This window comes from Companilactobacillus mindensis DSM 14500 (genome assembly GCF_001434275.1).
GTDB classification, from domain to species: domain Bacteria; phylum Bacillota; class Bacilli; order Lactobacillales; family Lactobacillaceae; genus Companilactobacillus; species Companilactobacillus mindensis.
The window spans coordinates 1,434-23,305 of the sequence record NZ_AZEZ01000102.1 but is presented as its reverse complement, the minus strand read 5'-3'; the positions used below and the strand labels follow the sequence as shown (position 1 = coordinate 23,305).

The 21,872-nt window shown below is 38.9% G+C and carries 22 protein-coding genes and 12 tRNA genes; 6 read left to right on the top strand and 28 right to left on the bottom strand.

From position 1 onward, the window contains the following. Window positions 1–31: 31 nt before the first annotated feature. The 8 genes from FD29_RS10505 to murB form a co-directional block, all read right to left on the bottom strand. Entirely contained in the window at window positions 32–559 is a 528-nt protein-coding gene (locus FD29_RS10505; RefSeq protein ID WP_057888867.1) for a VanZ family protein, read from the bottom strand. Window positions 560–561: 2 nt separating this feature from the next. Beyond that, a complete protein-coding gene (locus FD29_RS10500) occupies window positions 562–2,154 on the bottom strand; it encodes an APC family permease (RefSeq protein ID WP_057888866.1) in 1,593 nt (530 codons plus the stop codon). 83 nt (window positions 2,155–2,237) lie between these two features. Continuing rightward, complete coding sequence (gene glmS, locus FD29_RS10495; RefSeq protein ID WP_057888865.1) at window positions 2,238–4,049, bottom strand: glutamine--fructose-6-phosphate transaminase (isomerizing); 1,812 nt, start codon at window positions 4,047–4,049, stop codon at window positions 2,238–2,240. Between the two features lie 279 nt (window positions 4,050–4,328). Then, window positions 4,329–5,681, bottom strand: coding sequence for a phosphoglucosamine mutase (gene glmM / locus FD29_RS10490; protein ID WP_057888864.1), 1,353 nt, complete (start codon window positions 5,679–5,681; stop codon window positions 4,329–4,331). A gap of 21 nt (window positions 5,682–5,702) precedes the next feature. Beyond that, window positions 5,703–6,803 (bottom strand): CdaR family protein, encoded by a 1,101-nt coding sequence (locus FD29_RS10485; RefSeq protein ID WP_057888863.1) that lies wholly within the window; start codon window positions 6,801–6,803, stop codon window positions 5,703–5,705. Next, window positions 6,787–7,644, bottom strand: a complete 858-nt coding sequence (gene cdaA, locus FD29_RS10480) for a diadenylate cyclase CdaA (protein ID WP_057888862.1) — start codon at window positions 7,642–7,644, stop codon at window positions 6,787–6,789. The genes FD29_RS10485 and cdaA overlap by 17 nt, the downstream gene beginning before the upstream one ends. A 74-nt stretch (window positions 7,645–7,718) precedes the next feature. Continuing rightward, on the bottom strand, window positions 7,719–9,848 hold the full coding sequence (locus FD29_RS10475) for a cation:proton antiporter (protein ID WP_057888861.1): 2,130 nt from the start codon (window positions 9,846–9,848) through the stop codon (window positions 7,719–7,721). Between the two features lie 20 nt (window positions 9,849–9,868). After that, window positions 9,869–10,777, bottom strand: coding sequence for a UDP-N-acetylmuramate dehydrogenase (murB, locus tag FD29_RS10470; protein ID WP_057888860.1), 909 nt, complete (start codon window positions 10,775–10,777; stop codon window positions 9,869–9,871). A gap of 105 nt (window positions 10,778–10,882) precedes the next feature. Here murB and FD29_RS10465 point away from each other — a divergent pair, with 105 nt between their 5' ends. Continuing rightward, complete coding sequence (locus FD29_RS10465) at window positions 10,883–11,644, top strand: exodeoxyribonuclease III (RefSeq protein ID WP_057888859.1); 762 nt, start codon at window positions 10,883–10,885, stop codon at window positions 11,642–11,644. A 3-nt stretch (window positions 11,645–11,647) separates the two neighbouring features. Next, entirely contained in the window at window positions 11,648–12,184 is a 537-nt protein-coding gene (locus FD29_RS10460) for a 3'-5' exonuclease (protein ID WP_057888858.1), read from the top strand. 122 nt (window positions 12,185–12,306) lie between these two features. Here the strand turns inward: FD29_RS10460 and FD29_RS10455 are convergent, their stop codons facing one another. The 4 genes from FD29_RS10455 to FD29_RS10440 are packed head-to-tail and all read right to left on the bottom strand — an operon-like array spanning window position 12,307 to window position 14,908. Continuing rightward, a complete protein-coding gene (locus tag FD29_RS10455) occupies window positions 12,307–12,771 on the bottom strand; it encodes a GNAT family N-acetyltransferase (RefSeq protein ID WP_057888857.1) in 465 nt (154 codons plus the stop codon). Further along, complete coding sequence (gene tsaE / locus FD29_RS10450; RefSeq protein ID WP_057888856.1) at window positions 12,768–13,229, bottom strand: tRNA (adenosine(37)-N6)-threonylcarbamoyltransferase complex ATPase subunit type 1 TsaE; 462 nt, start codon at window positions 13,227–13,229, stop codon at window positions 12,768–12,770. The genes FD29_RS10455 and tsaE overlap by 4 nt, the downstream gene beginning before the upstream one ends. Before the next feature lie 15 nt (window positions 13,230–13,244). After that, window positions 13,245–14,213: a phosphate acetyltransferase gene (gene pta / locus FD29_RS10445; RefSeq protein ID WP_057888855.1), complete on the bottom strand. Its 969-nt coding sequence runs from the start codon at window positions 14,211–14,213 to the stop codon at window positions 13,245–13,247. Continuing rightward, window positions 14,213–14,908, bottom strand: a complete 696-nt coding sequence (locus FD29_RS10440; RefSeq protein WP_057888854.1) for a uracil-DNA glycosylase — start codon at window positions 14,906–14,908, stop codon at window positions 14,213–14,215. Before FD29_RS10440 ends, pta begins: the two co-directional genes overlap by 1 nt. A gap of 83 nt (window positions 14,909–14,991) precedes the next feature. On the opposite strand from FD29_RS10440, the gene FD29_RS10435 reads away from it, so the two are divergent. Together FD29_RS10435 and FD29_RS10430 are read left to right on the top strand one after the other, a co-directional pair. Next, window positions 14,992–15,870 carry a Cof-type HAD-IIB family hydrolase gene (locus tag FD29_RS10435; RefSeq protein WP_057888853.1) on the top strand — a complete coding sequence of 293 codons (879 nt, stop codon included), beginning with the start codon at window positions 14,992–14,994 and terminating at the stop codon, window positions 15,868–15,870. Window positions 15,871–15,873: 3 nt separating this feature from the next. Then, the gene (locus FD29_RS10430) at window positions 15,874–16,422 is read left to right on the top strand and encodes an LURP-one-related/scramblase family protein (RefSeq protein WP_057888852.1); all 549 of its coding nucleotides are present in this window, start codon (window positions 15,874–15,876) and stop codon (window positions 16,420–16,422) included. A gap of 59 nt (window positions 16,423–16,481) precedes the next feature. Here FD29_RS10430 and FD29_RS10425 read toward each other — a convergent pair whose 3' ends face one another. Then, window positions 16,482–17,123 carry an NAD(P)H-binding protein gene (locus FD29_RS10425; protein ID WP_057888851.1) on the bottom strand — a complete coding sequence of 214 codons (642 nt, stop codon included), beginning with the start codon at window positions 17,121–17,123 and terminating at the stop codon, window positions 16,482–16,484. A gap of 15 nt (window positions 17,124–17,138) precedes the next feature. Beyond that, the gene (locus FD29_RS10420) at window positions 17,139–17,525 is read right to left on the bottom strand and encodes a DUF2255 family protein (protein ID WP_057888850.1); all 387 of its coding nucleotides are present in this window, start codon (window positions 17,523–17,525) and stop codon (window positions 17,139–17,141) included. Between the two features lie 121 nt (window positions 17,526–17,646). Between FD29_RS10420 and FD29_RS10415 the strand changes: the two genes are divergently transcribed. Beyond that, window positions 17,647–18,534, top strand: coding sequence for a LysR family transcriptional regulator (locus tag FD29_RS10415; RefSeq protein ID WP_057888849.1), 888 nt, complete (start codon window positions 17,647–17,649; stop codon window positions 18,532–18,534). 47 nt (window positions 18,535–18,581) lie between these two features. Here the strand turns inward: FD29_RS10415 and FD29_RS10410 are convergent, their stop codons facing one another. Continuing rightward, a complete protein-coding gene (locus FD29_RS10410) occupies window positions 18,582–19,148 on the bottom strand; it encodes a GNAT family N-acetyltransferase (protein ID WP_057888848.1) in 567 nt (188 codons plus the stop codon). A gap of 296 nt (window positions 19,149–19,444) precedes the next feature. Further along, window positions 19,445–19,948, bottom strand: coding sequence for a TetR/AcrR family transcriptional regulator (locus FD29_RS10405; RefSeq protein ID WP_057888847.1), 504 nt, complete (start codon window positions 19,946–19,948; stop codon window positions 19,445–19,447). A 232-nt stretch (window positions 19,949–20,180) separates the two neighbouring features. On the opposite strand from FD29_RS10405, the gene FD29_RS10400 reads away from it, so the two are divergent. Further along, window positions 20,181–20,669, top strand: a complete 489-nt coding sequence (locus FD29_RS10400) for a hypothetical protein (protein ID WP_057888846.1) — start codon at window positions 20,181–20,183, stop codon at window positions 20,667–20,669. A gap of 52 nt (window positions 20,670–20,721) precedes the next feature. Here the strand turns inward: FD29_RS10400 and FD29_RS10395 are convergent. The 12 genes from FD29_RS10395 to FD29_RS10340 all read right to left on the bottom strand — a co-directional run bounded on the left by FD29_RS10395 (window position 20,722) and on the right by FD29_RS10340 (window position 21,864). Further along, window positions 20,722–20,805: transfer RNA gene (locus FD29_RS10395), tRNA-Leu, on the bottom strand. Between the two features lie 34 nt (window positions 20,806–20,839). Then, window positions 20,840–20,910 (bottom strand) — tRNA-Cys (locus FD29_RS10390). A 20-nt stretch (window positions 20,911–20,930) separates the two neighbouring features. After that, window positions 20,931–21,002, bottom strand: a tRNA-Gln gene (locus tag FD29_RS10385). A gap of 8 nt (window positions 21,003–21,010) precedes the next feature. Beyond that, a tRNA-His gene (locus tag FD29_RS10380) sits at window positions 21,011–21,083 on the bottom strand. A gap of 18 nt (window positions 21,084–21,101) precedes the next feature. Continuing rightward, window positions 21,102–21,172, bottom strand: a tRNA-Trp gene (locus FD29_RS10375). A gap of 6 nt (window positions 21,173–21,178) precedes the next feature. Beyond that, a tRNA-Tyr gene (locus FD29_RS10370) sits at window positions 21,179–21,261 on the bottom strand. A gap of 5 nt (window positions 21,262–21,266) precedes the next feature. Further along, window positions 21,267–21,339 (bottom strand) — tRNA-Phe (locus tag FD29_RS10365). A 6-nt stretch (window positions 21,340–21,345) separates the two neighbouring features. Continuing rightward, a tRNA-Asp gene (locus FD29_RS10360) sits at window positions 21,346–21,419 on the bottom strand. 24 nt (window positions 21,420–21,443) lie between these two features. Further along, window positions 21,444–21,517 (bottom strand) — tRNA-Met (locus tag FD29_RS10355). Window positions 21,518–21,553: 36 nt separating this feature from the next. Beyond that, window positions 21,554–21,643: transfer RNA gene (locus tag FD29_RS10350), tRNA-Ser, on the bottom strand. Window positions 21,644–21,697: 54 nt separating this feature from the next. Beyond that, window positions 21,698–21,769, bottom strand: a tRNA-Glu gene (locus FD29_RS10345). Window positions 21,770–21,776: 7 nt separating this feature from the next. Then, window positions 21,777–21,864, bottom strand: a tRNA-Ser gene (locus tag FD29_RS10340). Window positions 21,865–21,872 lie beyond the last annotated feature (8 nt).

Here is a 21,872-nt window from a genome sequence, read left to right as displayed (position 1 = left end):
TTTAATTAATTTTATAAAACTAAAGCAAAAATCAAATCAACTTACGATTTATTTTTTTATGTCGAGAAATTAAATACAAAACGACAACCAGGAGCACTATTCCGGTAAATGCCCCTGTACTGTCCAAAATAACGTCAGTCACTGATGGCGTCCGACCACCGGTCAATCCTTGATGAAATTCATCAAAGGCTGCTAATCCAGTTGCCATCATCCAAGGAACAAAGATCCGTAAAAAATTGTTGTGTTGAAAATAAGTGTACAAGGCCAAGCACAAGAAGACTCCCAAAATTAAATAAGTGCCAAAATGTGCTCCTTTGCGAATAAAGAACTCGACAAAGTGATAATAACCGTCATTTTCAATCGATTGAACTTTTCCACCGTAATTAAAATGAATCAACTTCAATCCATTATAAAAAGGTTTTCCATGGACATATTTTTCTAGAAATGGCACTGAGGTTTGTTGTTTGTAAATCATTGATGAACTATAAAAGAGGATCAATTCGATCAAAACTACCCCACCCCAAAACCACTTTTCTTTCTTTTTCAAACTATTATTCATTTTTAATCATCCCAATTCACTGTGGCATTTAGTCTTTTCGCATCGTCGAAATATCCTGAATGATATGACGAGTTGATAGCCCAATAATAAATAATCGTTGAGAAAACAATTATCACTAGAAAATCTAGCGGATATTTGATCAAATTCAATCCGCCAAAGTCATTGCTCCCGATCCAAGAAATAATCGACAGTCCAATCAAGTGGACGATCAACCAGAGGCTAGCATAAAATTTTTGTTTGAATTCCTTGAAGCCACGGCGAAAATCGTAAATAAAGTAAATTGGCAAGCCAACGATAATAATTACAATAACTTCAACAGTAGTTGGAAACATCGACCAATAGATTGCTAAACTGATCAGATCAAACACTATTGGTGCCAAAATTTTCATTCCCCGAATCTTTGTTGGTCGTTTGAATTTTGGTCCCATTTTACGCAAACTACCAGCTACTACTGGACCAGACAATAAAGAAATCAAGGTAGATGCGGCAACCACTCGTGACAATAATGCCCAATTTTTGAACAAGAGGATCAAAATAACACTGACGACAAAATCAACCATCAAAGCAATTCTCGGCGTGTTATAACTATTATTTGCATTACTCAAAATTTTAGGCAAATGTTTATTCTTAGGCATTGACGACAAAGATTTACTAGCTGAAGCGGAAAAGGCAATTCCACTACCAATCGGTGAAATGAAGGCTGTGAAGTAGATCAACGTCGACAAGCCAAAGATATTCAATAAGACTGCCAAGTCAGCAAATGGCGAATTAAAGCTGATCTGCGACCAACCAGAACTGATAACTGACTTGGGCAAAGCGCCGATGAAGACGATTTGTAAAGCAATGTAGATCATCGCACTAATAAATAAAGAAAAAATAATTCCTCGTCTAATATTGACTGCCGGTTTGACGATATCATTACCTAAATTGATCACCGTCTGAAAAGCCACGTAAGAATATATAATCCCTGCACTACCGATTGCCACAAAGATCGATGACGTCCCGTAAGGCATGAATTCGTGAACCGTTGTCCCCATATTGGAAACATCGAAATGTGCTGCAATCAATAAAATCATCGTAATTATCGGCACGACGATTTTAAACACGGAAATAAAATTATTGAATTTGGCCATGATCGTAACTGACCAATAATTTATCAACGTAAATACTAAGATCAAGCCAGTCGCCATCAAAATACCACTAGCAGACAACTGACCATTTTTCATGAAAGTATGCGTCCACTGCGACCATTTCCAAGGCCAAGTACTCATATATTGCGTTGAGGCAACTGCTTCGATCGGTAAAATTGCCAACAGTGAGAGCCAATTAGCCCATGAAAAAATATGTCCCAATAATGAACCGTGAGTGTACATAGTAAAACGACTCATGGCCCCATCTTCAGGAAACATCGTCCCGATCTCAACATAGACCATGGCAATCATTGCCACCAAGATTGCTCCAAGTATCCAAGCAATGATTGCTGCCGGTCCAGCTATTTTGGCTGCCTGACTCGAGCCAAACATCCAACCTGAACCAATAATTGCACTGAGTCCAAACATGACTGTTGAGAACAGATTTAACTTTTTATTACCCATAAAACCACCAATCTATAGATTCTTCCCAATAAAAAATAGCCTCCAATATTCAGAGACTATTTTGTTTATTATTCTAATTTAGATTACTCTACCGTAACACTTTTAGCAAGATTACGAGGCCTGTCGACATCGTTGCCACGAGCCAAACTTGCATAATAAGCAATCAGTTGAGCTGGGACTACGCTGATGATCGGTGAAAGCAATTCATCGATTTCTGGAATGATGATTTGATCGCCAGCTTGAGCATATTTTTGACTAGCGATAACCAACACGTGAGCTCCACGAGCTTCAACTTCTTGAATATTTCCACGTGTATGACTTGCGCCGACACCATCATTGATATATGCAATAACCGGTGTATCTTTTTCGATCAAAGCGATTGTTCCGTGCTTCAATTCTCCGGCTGCGAAGCCTTCAGCGTGAATATAAGAAATTTCCTTTAGTTTAAGTGCAGCTTCAAGTGAAAGTGCATAATCGATTCCACGGCCGATATAAAAGGCATCTGATTGACCAGTCAAGAAGTCAGCTGTTAAAGCCTTGATCTTGTCCTTTTCATCGACAATTTGTTGAATGCCATTAGCAGCTAAAGCAAGTTCACCTTTGACATCAAAGTCTTTAGCAGCTGGATAATTCTTATCTTCACCTAAGGCTTTAGCTAAAACGGCTTCGACGGCAATTTGGGCTGTGTAAGCTTTAGTTGAGGCAACCGCGATTTCAGGTCCAGCCAATAATTCCATGGTGAAAGTAGCTTCTCTGGAAAGAGTTGAATTAGGCACGTTAGTGATCGTCAAGCTTGGCAAGTTCATCTCGTTTACTTTAACTAGAACTTGACGACTGTCGGCAGTTTCACCACTTTGTGACAAGAAGATGAAGAATGGGTGCTTTGAAAGTTTAGGCATGTGATAACCAAACTCGCTTCCTAATTCAACATCCACTGGCACGTCAGAAACAGCTTCAAAAATATTTTTACCAACTAAACCAGCGTGATAACTTGTTCCAGCAGCAACAATATAAAGTCGGTCGGCTTTCTTTATTTCGTCCAACAAGTCTTGTTCAACATTTAGGCTGCCATCATTCTTGATATAGTTTTGAGAAATCTTTCTCATTACATTAGGTTGTTCATCAATTTCCTTGAGCATGTAGTGGTCATAAGTACCCTTAGAAATATCGCTAGCATCAAGGTTAACTGTGTAAGGATCTCTAGTAACCTTAGTACCGTCGATCTTACTGATGTTAACTGAATCCTTTTCAAGGATAACAACTTCACCGTCGTGAATCTCTACAAATTGGTGTGTTTGATCAAGCATGGCCATTGCATCGGAACAAATAACGTTGAAACCGTCACCCAAGCCAATCAATAATGGACTCTTATTCTTAGCCACAAAGATTCTGTCTGGTTGTTCTTTGTCGATCATAGCAAAGGCATATGAACCTTCAATCAAGCTGAGTGCTTTTCTGAAAGCAGCTTCGCCATCAAGGCCCTCTTTAGCAAAGTGATCAACTAATTGAACAGCAACTTCAGTATCAGTTTGGCTCTTGAAGTCAACGTCAGCTAAATATTTAGTTTTCAATTCTTCAAAGTTAGTCAAAACACCATTGTGAACTAGATAAAAACGATTATCTTCTGAGAAATGTGGGTGTGCATTCTCAATTGTTGGTTTGCCGTGAGTAGCCCATCTTGTATGACCGATTCCAACAAGTCCTTGAACATCGGGACCCACAGCATTTTCTAATTTACTAATTTTACCGACTTCTTTAACTAAGAAATCTTTACCATTTTGATCATTAACATAAATACCGGCTGAATCATAACCACGGTATTCAAGTTTCTTTAATCCGTTCAATAAAATATCAGTAGTTTTATTATTTCCAATTACTCCAACAATTCCACACATAGCTTTCAAGCCTTTCTTAATTGGTATAGTTCATTCGAACTAATATCTCGTCTCGTGACAATGACTAGAATACTAATCTAGCTATTTATTGTCAAGAAATATTTAATAAATTTATAAAATGGTATAGGTGGTATGTACCGATATAATTACTATGGTATATATTCCGTAAAGAATCTTAAATAAAAAAATAGAGACTGAGGGCTTTGATCCCTCAATCTCTATTTTTATTAATTTAATTATATATCGTTATCATTTGTTTGAACAGATTTACGACTTATATTAGTTCAATTCGTTTTTAACTACATCAACGATTTGATCACAATATGCATTGACTTTTTCTTCAGTAGCAGCTTCACACATAACACGCAATAGTGCTTGTGTACCACTAGGACGTACTAAGACACGGCCATCCCCATCCATTTCATCTTCAACTGCCTTGATGGCATCGAGGATTGGTTGGTGCTTGTCCCATGACTCTTTGTCAGCAACTGGTACGTTGACTAGCTTTTGTGGGTAAACTTTAACTGGTGCACCCAATTCGGCCAAAGTCTTGCCAGTTTCTTTCATAACGTGTAACAAGTGGATACCAGTCAACATACCGTCACCAGTATTCATGTATTCGTATAAGACAACGTGACCTGATTGTTCGCCACCGATGTTGTAGTTATTCTTGCGGATCTCTTCAACAACATGTCTGTCACCAACGGCAGTTTGAACTGACTTCATGCCATTAGCTTCGATAGCTTTGTACAAGCCCAAGTTACTCATAACAGTTGTAACAATAGTGTCTTTCTTTAAACGGCCACCATCGTGAAGATATTTACCAAGGATGAACATGATCTTGTCACCGTCAACGATATTACCGTCAGCATCAACAGCAATACAACGGTCTCCATCACCATCAAAAGCAAGTCCGGCAACAGCATCTGATTCCTTAACTCGTTTAGATAGTTCTTCTGGGTGAGTTGAACCAACGTTTTTGTTGATGTTGATCCCATCTGGGTGTGAAGCCATGATGTCAAAGTCAACGCCCAAATCAGCAAACAAAGTGCTTGCTAGACGGCTAGTTGAACCATTAGCTGTATCCAAAACGATCTTCATACCAGATAGATCATCTGAAAGAGTTTGTTTCAAGAATTGAAGATACTTTTGGGCACCTTCTGGATAGTCAGAAACGCTACCTAAACCTTCAGCAGATGGTCTTGGTAAAGTATCTTCCTTGGCATCCAATAATTCTTCGATTTCTTCTTCAACGTCATCTGGCAATTTGTAACCATCTGAACCAAAGAATTTGATTCCGTTATCTTCTGCAGGATTGTGTGATGCAGAGATCATGATTCCGGCGTCAGCTGAAACGGCACGGATCAAGTAAGCTACGGCTGGAGTAGTGATCACATCGAGGTCTAGAACTTCGATACCTACAGAAAGTAGACCTGAGATCAAACTTGATTGCAACATTTGACCAGAAATACGTGTATCTCTAGCAACTAAGACACGTGGACGTGTGTCGTTGTTTTCTGAGTGTTGTGTAAGAACGTAGCCGCCAAAACGACCTAGCTTGAATGCTAGTTCTGGACTCAATTCTTTATTTGCAATACCTCTAACTCCGTCTGTTCCAAAATATTTTGTCATGAAAAACTTACCCCCAGCGTATTATTGTTCGCTATTATTTTTGTCATTTGTCGAATTAGTATTCGATGAACTCGTATTATTATTTTCACTACTACTGTTGTTGTCAGTATTAGTGCTATTAGTACTATTGGTGCTGTTGTTACTGCTATTAGTGGACGAACTGTTACTGTTGCCAGTATTGATCGTCACGTTGATAGCATCTGGATCAGTAAAAGCCACTTTGTTTCCTAAGGCACCAGCTAAATCGATTGACTTCTTGGTATTTCCAGTCACATCAGTCACATCGACAGGAACATCGATCGAATCATTGATGTTGTCCATCTGTGCCTGTGTCCCAAAAATTCTAATGCTTTTCACATCAGATTCAAGCGTGAAATTCGAATTGTTAGAATCTCCTTTTTGTTTCAAGTTGATGCTTACTTGCTTACTTTGAATCGTAATTGGAATTTTGACATGAACTGTTTGTGGATCCAATGTAACATTTACAGTTTTACCATTTTTATCGAGTGCTTGCACTAAAACTTCTTGATCAAATGTGGATTTTATTCCTTTAGGTAAAATTGGTTTAACAATTACTTTGTTGATTTTTTCAATTTCTGAAGCCGCACTAGTAACTGTCACAGTATCAGGTGACACTTCAGTCTTACCAGCTTCATAGCCGGTCGCTAATGATTCTTTGTTGTAGTCGACGTCGACCGCAAATTTCTTAGTCTCACGTCGTTGAATATTGACTGTAACGTACTTAGGTTTGATGTTATAAGTTAATTCGCTGTTCAAACCTGACTCTTTGATTTGGACACGGTGCTGTCCGATCGAAAGGTCACGTAGATTCAAATACAGATTAAAGTTCTGCGTATTCTTCGTTGCCGTGACCAAAGCGGCTGGCCCTTCAATAGTGACCTTAACGTTTTGTGGATAGCCGGTAATATAATACTTATCAACATCCGCTTGTAACTGTAAAGGTACTGTCAAAGTGGCCTTTTTGGTAACCGTTGAAGTGTTCGATTGATTTGAATCTCTAGTCGATCCAACACCGGGTGAACTCACAAAGAAAAATAGCCAGATAGAACAACAGAGGGCAATGAATGCGTAAAAATAATTACTATTAATTATCTTTTTCATCTTGGTCCCCCTTCTTTCGATGACCGATTCTAAAGAATCCTAAAATTGAATGATTTTCATTTTCATTAGGATCTTTAAGTTGGGCATGAAGATACTTCAAATAATCTTCGCGTGAAAGATCAAGCATCATGTGACCATTTCTAGTGATCATGACGCCACCGGTCTCTTCTGAAACAACGATCGTGATGGCATCGGTTACTTCACTGATACCAACCGCTGCTCTGTGACGAGTACCTAACTCTTTGGGAATCGTGTTGCTTTCCGAAAGTGGCAAATAAGCCGCCGCAACTGATATACGGTTGTTACGAACGATAACCGCCCCATCGTGCAGAGGCGTATTAGGAATGAAAATGTTGATCAATAAGGCCCCCGTAACTTCGGCGTCCAAGTCGATCCCGGTCTCAACATACTCTTCTAGACCAGTGTTCATTTCCAAGGTTATCAACGCCCCAATCCGACGTTTGCTCATGTATTGAATCGCTTGATCCAAACTTTCGATCAAATGATTCTTGGTCTTGCCTTCTTCATTACTGGTCGAACTGAATAACGGCATTCGTCCCAAATGTTCCAACCCACGTCGGATCTCCGGTTGAAAAATTATCACGATCACGATAATTCCCCAATTGATCAGTTGGTCCATCAGGAAGGAAACTGTGTGCAAATTAAAAGCCCAGCTGATTAGCTTGATACCAAAAATGATCACAATTCCCTTCAGGAGCTGTACCGCCTTAGTTCCACGTAACATTGACAGAACTTTGTAAAGGAAATACCAGACTATCAAGATATCAAACAAGTTAGCCAGATTCTGCCACGTAAAAATATTGCTTGGTATAAAATTCATTTTCCTAGCTCCTTAGCAGTTCGAACTAATTATAACAAACAATAAAAATTATAAAAGTTCATCATATTTGAATATTATTCCGCTCCTATATTCATAACTTCTTCACTATAATTAATATTTTGACGTAATTCATTTGCGGTCCCTTTGCTGATCTTACCTTGTTCCAACATATCTTGAACAAAGGCTCTTTGATAACTCAAAGCTTTAACTTCTAAGGCCATTCGTTTGCCATTGAACTCTGGGGAACGGCCTCGATATTTGCCTTGTAACAATTCCAAACGGTCTTCATAGTGCCGTTGAAAAATATAAATCAAATTATCAGTAAATTCGTCATGTTCCGAATGATTTAACTCTTGCAGCTTAGCCAAAGCCTTCTTGGCCCCGGCCGCCGAGATCTTGATTGAGTCCTGATTCAACTGCTTTATATCATCATATTTGACCGACCGATAGATCCAGCGTTTGATCTGCAAATAAGTTCTTCTGAAATAACTCAAGAAAAATTCTATTGAAGGACTATAACGGCGATGAACGATTTCTTTTTTATACTTAGCAATTTTTCTCAGGGCTATCTCATAGGATTCAGTTGAGATTTCATCGTTTGCGTACAGTTTTTCAATAGCTTCTAATTCACAGTTGAAACAGATGTCCCATAATTCGGCATCTTTTTTTCCTTTGACTCGACGCTTGCTGATTTGATGACTAGCCAACTTAGGATTGTTATTTTGAATACTCAGATTACGGATATCATACAGATACTCGGCAATCACTGAGGAATAAACACCGACATCGCCGTCATCCATTTCTGCTCGCAATTTTTTGATAGTCTTATCCAAAATCAAACGGTTAGCCTCAGCTTGAGTCAAAACCACCGGTGTAGGACTTTCATCCTCATCGTCGTCGTCCAATTCATCTTCATCCGAACTAAAAGTATTACCACGATAAGCAACCGGTGCACTATTTTTAGTTAATAGCGGAATGAGCAACGTTGCTCCTAATAAACTAAAAATAATCACAGCACTAGCCAAAAACAATAACAATGTTCTGGATGGAAATGGTGAGCCGCCCTTGATCGTCAATGGCAATGACAAAACACCGACCATAGTAACAGCACCACGGACACCAGAGATTCCTGACATCAGACAGTCATGCAGTCTCGTTTTGGACAGCCAATCGATCTTGTTATCCTCATTATTGGAAAATGTTGCGTAAATGTAACTCCAAGCAGCTCTGACCACTACAAGCATTACCCAAATGAGAAAAGCTAAAAAGGTTGCGTAAAAAGTATTTATTTTATCGTTATGAACTAATTCTTCCATTGCAAACGGAATTTCGATTCCCAATAAAACAAAGACAATCCCATTCAAGACGTAGACGACCAAATTCCAAGTCCTAGAAGTGACCAAACGAATCTCAGGCGTGAAGCTGCTGAGATTATGATTAGTTGAAATATTCAAAATACCGGCAATAACAACCGCTACCACTCCGGACACATCGAAAATGTCTTCAGCTACGTAATAAATAATAAATGGAATAATGATCTGAATAATGGCATGCAAGATCGAATCGTCGACACCTTGATTCATCAAATACAGACGAATGCCATTAAAGATCCAGATCATTACGGCACCAACTAAGGCACCGACAATTGAAATATGGAAAAAGTCGATCGTAGCATCCTTTAAGGAGAACATCCCTGTTACAGTGGCTGCCACCCCATATTTAAAACAAATCAAACCAGATGCATCGTTGATCAAACTTTCGCCACTGATCAAATGCATTAATTTATCAGGAATATGTGCCTTCTTAGCAATTGACTGGACCGCAATCGGATCGGTTGGTGATAAGACGGCCACCAATGTGAAAGCAGTTGCCCAAGGCAAACTGGGGATCAGCCACTTGACAAATACCCCACCGACTAAAGTCGAAATAATAACTAAAACGATCGCATTTCCTAAAATTGGCCCCTTCAATTTCCACAGCTCTCGCTTGGGAAAATTATTCCCATCATTGAACAGGATCGGGGCAATAAACGCTAACAAAAACCACTCCGTATCAACATAAATCTTCACGTGCATAAATAATGCCGCTAAGATCCCTGCAGCAATCTGCAACAAACTTGGTGGTATTGATACAAAGTAGTGACTAACAATATTGGCAATAATTAAGAGTGAAAGAATCAAAATAATTGATTCAAGTATTTCCACAGACAACACCTACCATTCTTTTATTTTTTGTCTTCACCAATAATGCGAACTTCAGTGTGAAGTTCTACATCGAATTTTTCTTTAACAGTCTTTTGGATCAGATGAATCAAATTCAAATAGTCAGTTGCTGTTGCGTGTTTAATATTAACGATGAACCCGGCGTGCTTCATTGAAACTTGTGCTCCACCGACCATGTGGCCTTGTAGTCCAGCTTTGATGATCAATGGGCCAGTAAAGTGACCTTTAGGGCGTTTGAAGACACTACCACATGATGGATATTCCAATGGTTGCTTGGAACGTCTGAGTTCATTTAAGCGGTCCATTTCTTCTTGGATTGTCGCTTTATTGCCACGTTTCAACGCGAACGTAGCGCTTATAACGATGCCACCATCATCTTGAACTGTACTGTGACGGTAACCAAATTTCATATCTTCGTGCGTCAAAGTCGTGATGTGTCCATCGGGCAACAATACTTCGGCCGATTCAAAGACATCCTTGATTTCTCCACCATAGGCACCAGCATTCATGAAGACTGCTCCACCAACAGAACCAGGGATTCCGGCTGCAAATTCTAGACCCGTCAAGCCAGCTTTTTGAGCAGCGATGGTTGTATTAATGATCGTTGCACCCGCTTCGGCAGTAACTTTAGTTTCCGACACTTCGATCTTGTGAAAATTAGGCAAGATAATAACAATGCCGCGAATTCCACCATCTTTAATAATCAAATTGCTAGCATTACCGATGATTGTGATCGGTACTTTATTGACTCTGGCTGTATCGACAATTTCAACCAATTCTTCACGAGTCTTGGGAAAAGCCAATACATCAGCTGGTCCACCGGTTTTAGTAAATGTATATTTACTGAGTGGTTCATTTAATTTAAATTCAATATTAGGTAATTTTTCAACTGGAAATTTCACTATTTTCATCATCCTTTAATTACATAAGACTTAACTATAAGTTTATCACATAGTTAGATACATAACGAACTAACTGACATTACAAAAATGCTATAATTATTCCGAGGTGATTTTATGAAACTTATATCTTGGAATGTCAATGGACTACGTGCCGTAGTAAAGAAAGATTTCGTCGAAACTTTCCAGAATTTGGATGCCGATATCTTTAGTATTCAGGAAACTAAGTTACAAGAAGGTCAGATCGACCTTGATTTACCTGGATATCATCAGTACTTCTTCTATGCTAAGAAAAAAGGCTATTCTGGTACGGCTATTTTCACCAAAACCGAACCTATCACGGTAAAAACCGGAATTGGTATTGCTGAATTCGATGACGAAGGCCGAACGATCACATTAGAATTCCCTGACTTTTACTTGATAAACAGCTACACCCCTAATTCACAACCCAAGCTCAAAAGAATTGATTATCGGATGCGTTATGACGATGCTTTGAGAACATATATGTTAAAATTATCAGCTGATAAACCAGTTATTCTCTGTGGCGATTTAAACGTTGCCCACGAAGAGATCGACTTAAAGAATCCTAAAACAAATCACAAAAATCCTGGCTTCTCAGATCAAGAACGCAACAAATTTACGGAATTATTAGACAGTGGCTTCATCGACAGTTTCAGGTCTCTTCATCCCGATGAAATTAAATATTCATGGTGGAGTTATCGTTTCAATGCTAGAAAGAACAACGCCGGTTGGCGGATCGACTACTTTGTCGTTTCCAACAATGGTCAGAAACTGATCGACAAGGCCGACATTCTAAACGATGTCTTTGGTTCTGACCACTGTCCAATCGAATTAGATTTAAACATTAAAGGAGAATAATCAATGAACTTTGTTTCCATGGATTTTGAAACTGCCAACGGTCATCGTTCGAGTGCTTGTTCTTTAGCACTCGTTTTAGTCCGCGACAATCAAATCGTTGACAGTTTTTACACTTTGATTGATCCTCAAGAGTCATTCAACTACCGCAATATCCAAATCCACCACATTCATCCTGAAGACGTAGCGGGTGCTCCTACTTTCGATCAAGTTTGGCCACACATTCAACCTCTGTTCGACAATAGTCATTTGGTGGCTGCGCATAACGCCAGTTTCGATAATAGCGTTTTAAAAAACACCCTTGCCAATTACAACATTACTGTACCAAAGTACTTAACCATCGATACTTTGAAGACTAGTCGCAAATTTTTCCCACAGCTGCCTAATCACAAATTAGACACTGTTTCCGATGAGCTCAACATCGACCTCACTAACCACCACAATGCCTTGGCCGACAGCGTGGCCTGTGCGGAAATTTTGATGCGCACCGAACAACAATTCGGTTTGGAACAAATAAAAAAGCTAGTCAAATTGACTAGCTAAGCAGTTATTTTCAGTTCACGACAAAGACGCAGATTATCCAACTGAGTTGGATAATCTGCGTCTTTTATTTTTTTAAACTCTAACTATTAATAAAGCAACGGAAAATATAGAATGCTCAAGTTCTAAACCATTTTTCCCATAACTAACGTTGTCTCTTTTTCTAACTCAGTTGTAAAACCATATTTTTGATAAATATGAATTGCAGCTGGGTTATTTTTGTATACTTCCAAAAATACTTTCGTTAATGGTGACTCCTTGGCCCAATCGAGAATATCCTCGATCAAATAGCTAGCAATGCCGTTGTTCCAAAATTCTTTATCGACCACGACACCAAATTCAGCTTTTTGATCGTCAACATTTTCCAAGCGAGCAAAACCGATGACCTCTTCATCCAAAATGGCCACCATCAACTCGTCAAATTCAGAATTATAAATTTCAGCCAATGACGACTCTTCAGCTTCTTCCGTCACATTCTTGATATCAGCATGCACAATGAAATCTGTCTGTTGGCTAGCTTTTTTCAAAAAAGCTAATAGATTTTTGGCATCACTGGGGATCGCTTCACGTAATTTCAACTGATCACTCATACTAAGTCACCAAATCCACGGTCATCAAACGTATCGCCGTGCAACTTGAAAACTACTTCTCGATCAGTATCGGACAAGCGTTTGATATTGATCGAAATGTGATCGGCCGGAATTTCGTCTTTGATGAACTGAGGCCACTCAACGATTGTGATCCCATCGCCATTGAAATATTCATCAAAGCCCAGATCTTCATCCGGACTGCTTTCCAAACGGTAGGCATCCATGTGGTACAAAGGCACGCGACCGTCTTTATACTCGCGAATCAGCGTAAAGGTTGGACTCTTGACGTTTCTTTTAATACCTAGGCCGCGGGCTAATCCCCGAGTTAAGGTTGTTTTACCCACGCCGAGATCGCCATTTAAAACGACGACATCCCCACGTTTTAACAAATCAGCAATCTTAGTGCCTAATTTTTCAGTATCCTCATAAGAATGAGTTGTTAATTGATATTCAAGCATTATGTCTCCTTAATTCTATAGTGCTAGAGCAGCAGTTAAAATAGCTGACTTATAGACATCCTCTTCGTTGCAGCCACGTGACAAGTCAGAAATTGGTTTAGCAAGTCCTTGCAAGACTGGGCCAATAGCTTCAAAGCCACCCAATCTTTGGGCAATCTTGTAACCGATGTTACCTGATTGAAGGTCTGGGAAAACGAAGACGTTGGCATTACCAGCCACTTTGGAGTCTGGAGCCTTTTGAGCACCGACACTAGGAACGATGGCGGCATCAAATTGCAATTCACCATCGAGAGCTAAATCTGGGGCCAATTCGTGAGCAATTTTAGTTGCTTCAGCTACTTTAGTAACTTCGTCACTCTTAGCACTACCTTTAGTTGAGAAACTAAGCATAGCAACTTTAGGGTCAATATCAAACAATTTTGCATCCTTAGCAGTTTGAACGGCAATTTCAGCTAATTCTTGAGCATTAGGATTGATGTTGATAGCACAGTCAGCTAACATGTAACGTTTCTCACCCTTTTGCATGATGAATGAGCCACTGATTCTGGAGTTGCCTGGAGCTGTCTTGACGATTTGAAGTGCTGGACGCACAGTGTCACCAGTTGAGTGAACTGCTCCGGAAACCATTCCGTCAGCTTTGTCCATGTAAACTAACATTGTTCCAAAGTAATTATTGTCTAAAAGCATTGTTTTAGCTTGTTCTTCAGTATTTTTACCTTTACGACGTTCAACGAATTTGGCTACCATCTCGTCAAAATCAGCGTACTTTTTAGGATCGATCACTTCGATATTTGAAATATCAAATGACTTTTCAGCGGCAATTTTTTCGATAGCTGCTTGGTCACCTAAAAGGATCGGTTTGAGAATATTTTCTTTAACTAATCGAGCTGCAGCGCCTAAAATTCTAGGTTCCTCACCCTCAGGAAAAACGATTGTCAAATCTTTCCCATTAATTTTGTTTTTAAGGCTTTCAAATAAGTCCATTACTTTTCCTCCGTTTCATCGGCATGTTCAGGTAATTGCCAATTAATTTCTTCTTCATTATAGTTTAAAAGCGCTTGGTTTGCTTTAGAAAATGGTTTTGAGCCAAAGAAGCCATAACGAGCGGCAAAAGGACTCGGATGCGTCGATGAAATAATCGTATTCTTAGATTGGTCGATCAACGGAATCTTACTTTTGGCAGCATTCCCCCAGAGGATAAAGACAACTTTGCCACGGTCTGACAAAGCTTTGATCGCATAATCAGTCAATTCCTCCCAGCCTTTGCCCTTGTGAGAAAAGGCTTGGCCCCTTCTAACTGTCAAAACTGAGTTCAAAAGCAATACGCCTTGTTTAGCCCACGACTTCAAATATCCGTGGTTGACTGGCGTACAGCCTAGATCATCTTGTAATTCCTTATAAATATTTCGCAATGATGGTGGGATCGTCACTCCTGGGGCCACCGCAAAACTGCAGCCAATCGCTTGATTAGGTTCGTGATAAGGATCTTGTCCCAAGATAACTACTTTCGTATCGGAAAATGAAGTCCATTCGAAAGCTTGATAGATCTTGTGCATTTCTGGATAAATCGTCTGCGTATTGTATTCGTTAACTAAAAATTCACGCAGTTTTTCATAATACGGTTTGTCAAATTCACTGTTCAAAACACCTTGCCAGTCATTATTTATTAAGGTTTTCAAAATTACACCTACCTGTTTTAATATATAATCGTATAAACTATGGTAACATTCACATATAGCATAACGCATTCGGAGGAAACTTTATGATTAAATTAATTGCATCCGATATGGATGGTACTTTACTAAACGACAAGATGGAAGTTTCTAGTCGTAATATTCAAGCAATCAAGGACGCTGAAAATGATGGGATCGAATTTTTGATTGCTACTGGTCGTGGCTTGGGGGAAGCTAAACCATTCTTGAGAAATCAAGTACATCCCGGTTACATCACTTTAAATGGTGCCGAAGTTTTTGACCGCAACGAAAAACTTGTTTCTAGCAATCCAATTCCTGCTGCTACTCAAAACAAAGTTATTGATTATTTCAAAAAATACAATGTCTATTTCGAAATAGTTACTGACAAAGGTATTTTTTCTAACAGCAGAGAAGAACGGGTCAACAACTTAGCTAGTTTACTCGCAAAATTAAATCCTAGCATTTCCCACAAACAAGCCTTGCGTGATACTCAAGAACGTATCAAGATGATGCCCATGAACTTTGTCGATAACTACGATGAAATTCTTAACGACAGTTCTTACAAAATCATGAAGATAATTGGTTTTAATAAACACCAACACCGAATCCTAGCCCCAATGAAAAAAGAAATCACTAAGAACCTCAAAGATGTCGTTGTGACATCATCATCACCCAACAACGTAGAAGTAAATAGTGTAAATGCTCAAAAAGGAATCGCCCTCTTACAATATGCCAAGAGTAGACACATTTTACCAGAAGAAATCATGGCTATCGGCGACAACCTCAACGATTATTCAATGATCCGTGATGCTGGTATCGGTGTGGCTATGGCCAATGCTATTCCTGCCATTAAAAAGTTAGCGCAAATTTCAACTGACAGCAATATTAACGACGGTGTCGCCCAAGTCATTGAAAAAACTATCGAAGATAACCAGAATCAAGGTTAATCGATGAATCTTTATATTCGTAAAGCAGATTTAGCAGTCGGTAATATTCTTGTCATTGCGAATCAAAGTAAAGAAACTATTTTTATTGCCTCGCGTGATAAGAACAATCCTTTCTTGATCAAACTCTATAATCGCTTAAATACGTTAATTGGTGAAATAAAACTCAAAAATAATTTTCTAAAGATTTATTCGATCAATATCAATGGTGAAGAGAAAGCTACGATCAATGCTTTGCCGATGATAGATCTGAAATATGTCCATCTCAGTCAGGTTAATTGGAACGTTTTAGGCAACCTAGTCAGTTCCAATTATCACGTTACCCAAGCTGGTAAGGAAATTATGGCAGTTCAGCCGGTCGTTTTGAGTCAAGGACACCCTGGCTTGGAGCTATCCTTTACTAACCTTGACGATGGTCCCATGGGGACGCTTCTAGCCATCTTCTTAGACAAATACATCAAATTGCCAACTCTAGCGCCAAAGACCGACTTAGACGACTTAGGAATGAAATCAAAAATCCCCTATTTAAATAATTTTAAAAATAGATGCAATTAACAAAAAAATCTCTGATTCTTCACGGAATCAGAGATTTTTTATTATGTTTCACTAATTAATTACATCCAACTTGGTTTATCGCCATCAGTATTGGGTTTGTTCAAACCGATACTAGTACGTAAATCTTGACGCGGATTTTGAAGCAATTTCAAAACAAAGTCCGCTACGCTGGCACGAGATACTTCGGTTCCCTTGAAAGGTTCATTTTGAGTAGTCGTTTCATAAGCAACTTCTTTTTTGTCAGTCAACCATGCTGGACGAATTTCAGTGTAATCCACATCGGATTCTCCTAACAATTTGGCCGATTCACGAAATCCTGGTAAAAAGGCTGAGATTGCTTGTTCATTCCATTCGCCGAATTTTCCAGGTACCTCGTGATGAGCACCTAACGCACTGATGAAAATCAAACGTTTTTTGCCCACTTGATCCATTGCTGCCAAAATGCTCTTTGTCTGCGCACCTAAGTCAGTTCCACCAACATTAGAATAAATAATATCAGCTGATTTCATTGCCTCTGCCAAAGGTTGTGTTTTTAAAACATCCCCCTCGACCAACATCACACGTTTATTGTTACTATATTGATTCAATCTGTTTGCATTTCTCAAAAACAAAATTAAATCATCATCAGTTTCTTGCAAAATTCTTTCAGTTAAAATTCTAGCAGTACCACCATTGGCACCGATAATCATTATTTTACTCATTGATCTTCACTCTTTCTAATTATTACGAGGAACTATTTTTAACGTTGTACTCCGCGGACCACTTTGAACCATTGGATAAAAATAAGGACTATCGCCATATTTTAGTTGATAAGCTTGATCCACTTTATAATTCAGAGCCTCGTCTTCTAGGGGAATAAAATTCACCTCGTGATTGTGTTCCGCTAAAAATATTCGCCCTGCTTTTTGTTGAATAGCTGAACGATACCAACGCGACTGCTGTCCATTCCAAGCTCGAATAAATAATTGTTTATCCACCACGACCGACCAAATCCAAGTTGGCGTCCCATAAGTTTTTCCATCGCTATAAAACGGCGAAACTCGGAAATCATCAGCAACTTTAAAACTTTTTAATTCTTGATTGCTCCAAGTTTTATTCTCCATATTTAATACCTCGTAATTTCTGATTGCTTCAACAATTAACAGGTTAATCCTTGACTATGACAATGTCTAATACTTATGATGTATGTATAAATATACATAAAAGCTATGGAGATGATCTACTATGGAATTGCGAGTTTTGCGTTATTTTCAAGCCGTTGTCAACGAACTAAATATCAGTCGGGCTGCTGAACGTCTGCATGTTTCTCAACCTACGATCTCACGTCAATTAAAAGATCTCGAAAATGAGTTAGGCGTTACTTTGTTCGATCGCAATGGTCATAATTTAAAACTAACGAATAGCGGTGAATATTTTGCCAATCAAGTTAACCAAATTCTGGCTTTAACCGACAAAACCGTCGAAAATATTCATCGAGAACAAGAAATTGTTGGTTCGATCGTTATCGGCAGTGCTGAATCCAGAAGTTTTCTAAATATTGCTCAGTCTATCAATGCTATGCACCACGCCCATCCTAAAATCAAAACAAACATCATCAGTACTAACTCTGAAGGCATTCGGGCAAATTTAAAATCTGGTAATTATGACTTCGGTATCGTGATGGAACCTACTGATAAAAGTGAATATAATTTTTTGAAGTTACCTGGTGAAAGTCGTTGGGGTCTATTATTGCCAAGAAAATCCCCGCTAGCCAAAAAAGATCATCTGAGTTTCGATGACCTTGATGGAAAGGATATTATTATTTCTCGCCAGCATGGAGTCGTCGATCAATTCAGGGAATGGTCGCAAAAAGACGACCCTAAATTCAACGTTGTCGCAACCTATAACCTACTCTACAACGCTTCTCTAATGGTCTCTGCTGGTGTTGGCTATGCTCTGTGCATCGATGGAATCATCAATACCAATCAGTCAGACTTGATTTTTATTCCTTTGGAACCTCGCGTGACTGCTGGAACCAGTTTAGTTTGGTACAAGGGACAACACCTCTCGCCTGCTGCAGATACTTTCTTAAAGCAATTAACAACTGATATTAACCTGCCTTTGCCAAAATAAAAAAGCTCTATTTCTCATCAACATCACGTCAATTGAGAAATAGAGTTTTATTTTGTCAAATCATATTGCATATGGTCGTATAAGTGACTGCCAATATATAATTGACCTACTTTTTTAAATCCAGTCTTTTCGTATACGTGTTTGGCTGGTTCGTTCGTTACATCAACGTTTAAACTCAAAATCTTTTCGCCACGATCACGAATCACGTCGATGAAGTGTTCCATAGTTTTAGTTCCAATTCCTTTGCCTTGGTATTCTGGAGCAACCGCAAATGAATCCAAATACCATTCACCCGGCCAAGCTTCCTTATCACCAAACAAATTCTTTTCTTTAATGCCATATTTGTGCATGATCTTGATCAATGGAGCGTCGATATTATCCTCAAGTTCTTCTGGATAACCTACCATAATGGCTACAACTTTGCCGTCGATCTCGTTTACAAGGATATTTCCTAAACCGTAACGATAGCCAGGTTGGAAGAAACCTTCCTTAATAACTTGGCCCATCTTTTCGTCGCCAACTTCTTTAAAAACATCTAATTCCATCTCATCGAAGATTTGGAACAAAATTGGCAATATCTGGTCTGCATCCTCTTCTTTTGCATATCTAAACATCTTTTCACCTCAAGTATATATAATACATGATTTATAAATAATCTCAAATTTAGCTAATATTAGATGTTGTTTGAAATCAATAAAAAACAATGATCATCCTAATCATTGTTTACTTAAAACATAAAATTATTATCCGTAATCTCCCATTTTCTTAATTTTATGTAATCTGATTTTCAAACGGAACGGTTTTTCAAGACCATTCATCTGATTACCTACACATAATAACTAATTTGTTTTCATTCTAATATGGTCATTTTTCAGAAAATGTTAACTTTGAAACACTTCTTAAAAATTGTTTACTCATACCAACGCATTTTTCGGATGAGTCGCATATATGCTTTTAAATTCATAATAATTTTTTGTTCATCGCCACGTAATCCCTTATCCAACCAAGCTTTAAGAATATAAATAAACGACATGATAAGATACTCTTTGTTGGAATAATCCCTTTCGCCATAATGCATCAGTATCTTATTCAAGGCTGTAAGCAGTTGCTTATCATCAACGATCATTGATGTGCAGTGGTACAAACTCAAACAGAAATTTTTATTTTCAGCCATACAAGTAATTAAATTAGTAAAGAAATCTTCTATTGTTTTACTATTCTCAATAGTTTCCGTTAAGATCATTTGCTCATAGGCAGCTTTATAAACATAATCTAAACATTCAAAGTTATAGTATATTGAATTTCTGCTGACATCAGATATCCGTGAAAGATCAGACAGCGTGAATCGTTCAACTTTACGACTGGAAAATTCTTTATAAATAGCTTGAAGAACTTGTTGTTTGGTCAAATTCATAATCTTGGCCCTCGTCATTTTATTTGGTGCTTGGTTAGCTTATCAAATATACACGATCCTAGATACGTAAAATGGATGATTGTTGCATTTAATTAGTTATTCAATTTAAATAATCAATAAATAAAAATTTAATATTTATGAATATTTAACTATGCATAATCTACCTTATTAATTCATTATTGGAATTATAATTACTCCTTGAGCAATAAAACATTTTGAGGGGGAATTGTTGATGAATCGTAAGAGAATCGCCTTATTAACAGGTTTAACGCTCTTCACAGGGGTAACTGCCAATAACGCCGCCTGGTCGAAAAATACAATGATACATGCTGCAGAGGCCACACAGGCCAAAGGTGAATTGGACTCTAATCAAAGATATCCAGACATCACTAAAAAATTGGATCTAACATCTATGGATCAATATACTAGTGATAATCTGTTCATGAATGTTACTTTAAAGAAATTTTATATCAAGAATATATCGGTAACTAAGGATAATCAAAACTATCTAATCTTAGCTCCCATCAAAACCAGCAATCAGTATTTTCTATTGTTGACCAAAGCCAATCCTAAATTCAAAATCAATCAAAGAATTACCGTACAGGGCTTTTTAAATGGCAAAAGTAAGATAACTACTAAACAGATCAATAACGGCTTAGAGCCAAAATATTTGAACAAGAAAGTCGTTTCCATTATGGCTGACAATATCATTTTTAATTAAAGCACAAAAAAAGAGCTAAACGTTTTTCAACATTCAGCTCTTTTTAGTATTATACCGGTGATCGGGGTCGAACCGATACTCCCTAGTGGGAACAGGATTTTGAATCCTGCGCGTCTGCCAATTCCGCCACACCGGCATGATATCATGCCTGATTATCTTAGTATAACCAAAGGCGGTAACCGGATTTGAACCGGTGATGAAGGTTTTGCAGACCTCTGCCTTACCACTTGGCTATACCGCCATATTCAATTAAAACAGCAATTGGGTTAGCTGGATTCGAACCAGCGCATGATGGAGTCAAAGTCCATTGCCTTACCGCTTGGCTATAACCCAATAAAAAGGGCGGTATGTGGGAATCGAACCCACGTGTGTCGGTACCACAAACCGATGTGTTAACCACTTCACCAATACCGCCATGATTAAAGGTAGAAACAGGGATAGTAGGAATTGAACCCACACTGATGGTTTTGGAGACCATAGTTCTACCTTTAAACTATATCCCTATACAATGGAGGGGAGTGGATTCGAACCACCGAACCCGAAGGAGCGGATTTACAGTCCGCCGCGTTTAGCCAGACTTCGCTACCCCTCCATAAATGGCGCGGGACGGAATCGAACCGCCGACACATGCAGCTTCAATGCATTGCTCTACCAACTGAGCTACCGAGCCATTTAACGGTCCCTGCGGGAATCGAACCCGCGATCTCCTGCGTGACAGGCAGGCGTCCTAACCAACTAGACCAAGGAACCAAATTTAATTCTTTTCAAAACTAATTGCGGGAGCCGGATTTGAACCAACGACCTTCGGGTTATGAGCCCGACGAGCTACCAGACTGCTCCATCCCGCGATAATAAAAAGTAAAGCTTGTCTTGAATCAAATTTAAGGAGGATGTGGGATTCGAACCCACGCGCCGCTTTCGCGACCTGACGGTTTTCAAGACCGTTCCCTTAAGCCGGACTTGGGTAATCCTCCATAGCTTAACTTTGAAACATACTACTGTATAAAACATGATGTCTAAGACATCAATGACCCGTACGAGATTTGAACTCATGTTACCGCCGTGAAAGGGCGGTGTCTTAACCACTTGACCAACGGGTCATATTAACGGAGAAGGAGGGATTTGAACCCTCGCGCCGCTTACGCGACCTATACCCTTAGCAGGGGCACCTCTTCAGCCACTTGAGTACTTCTCCAGATATAG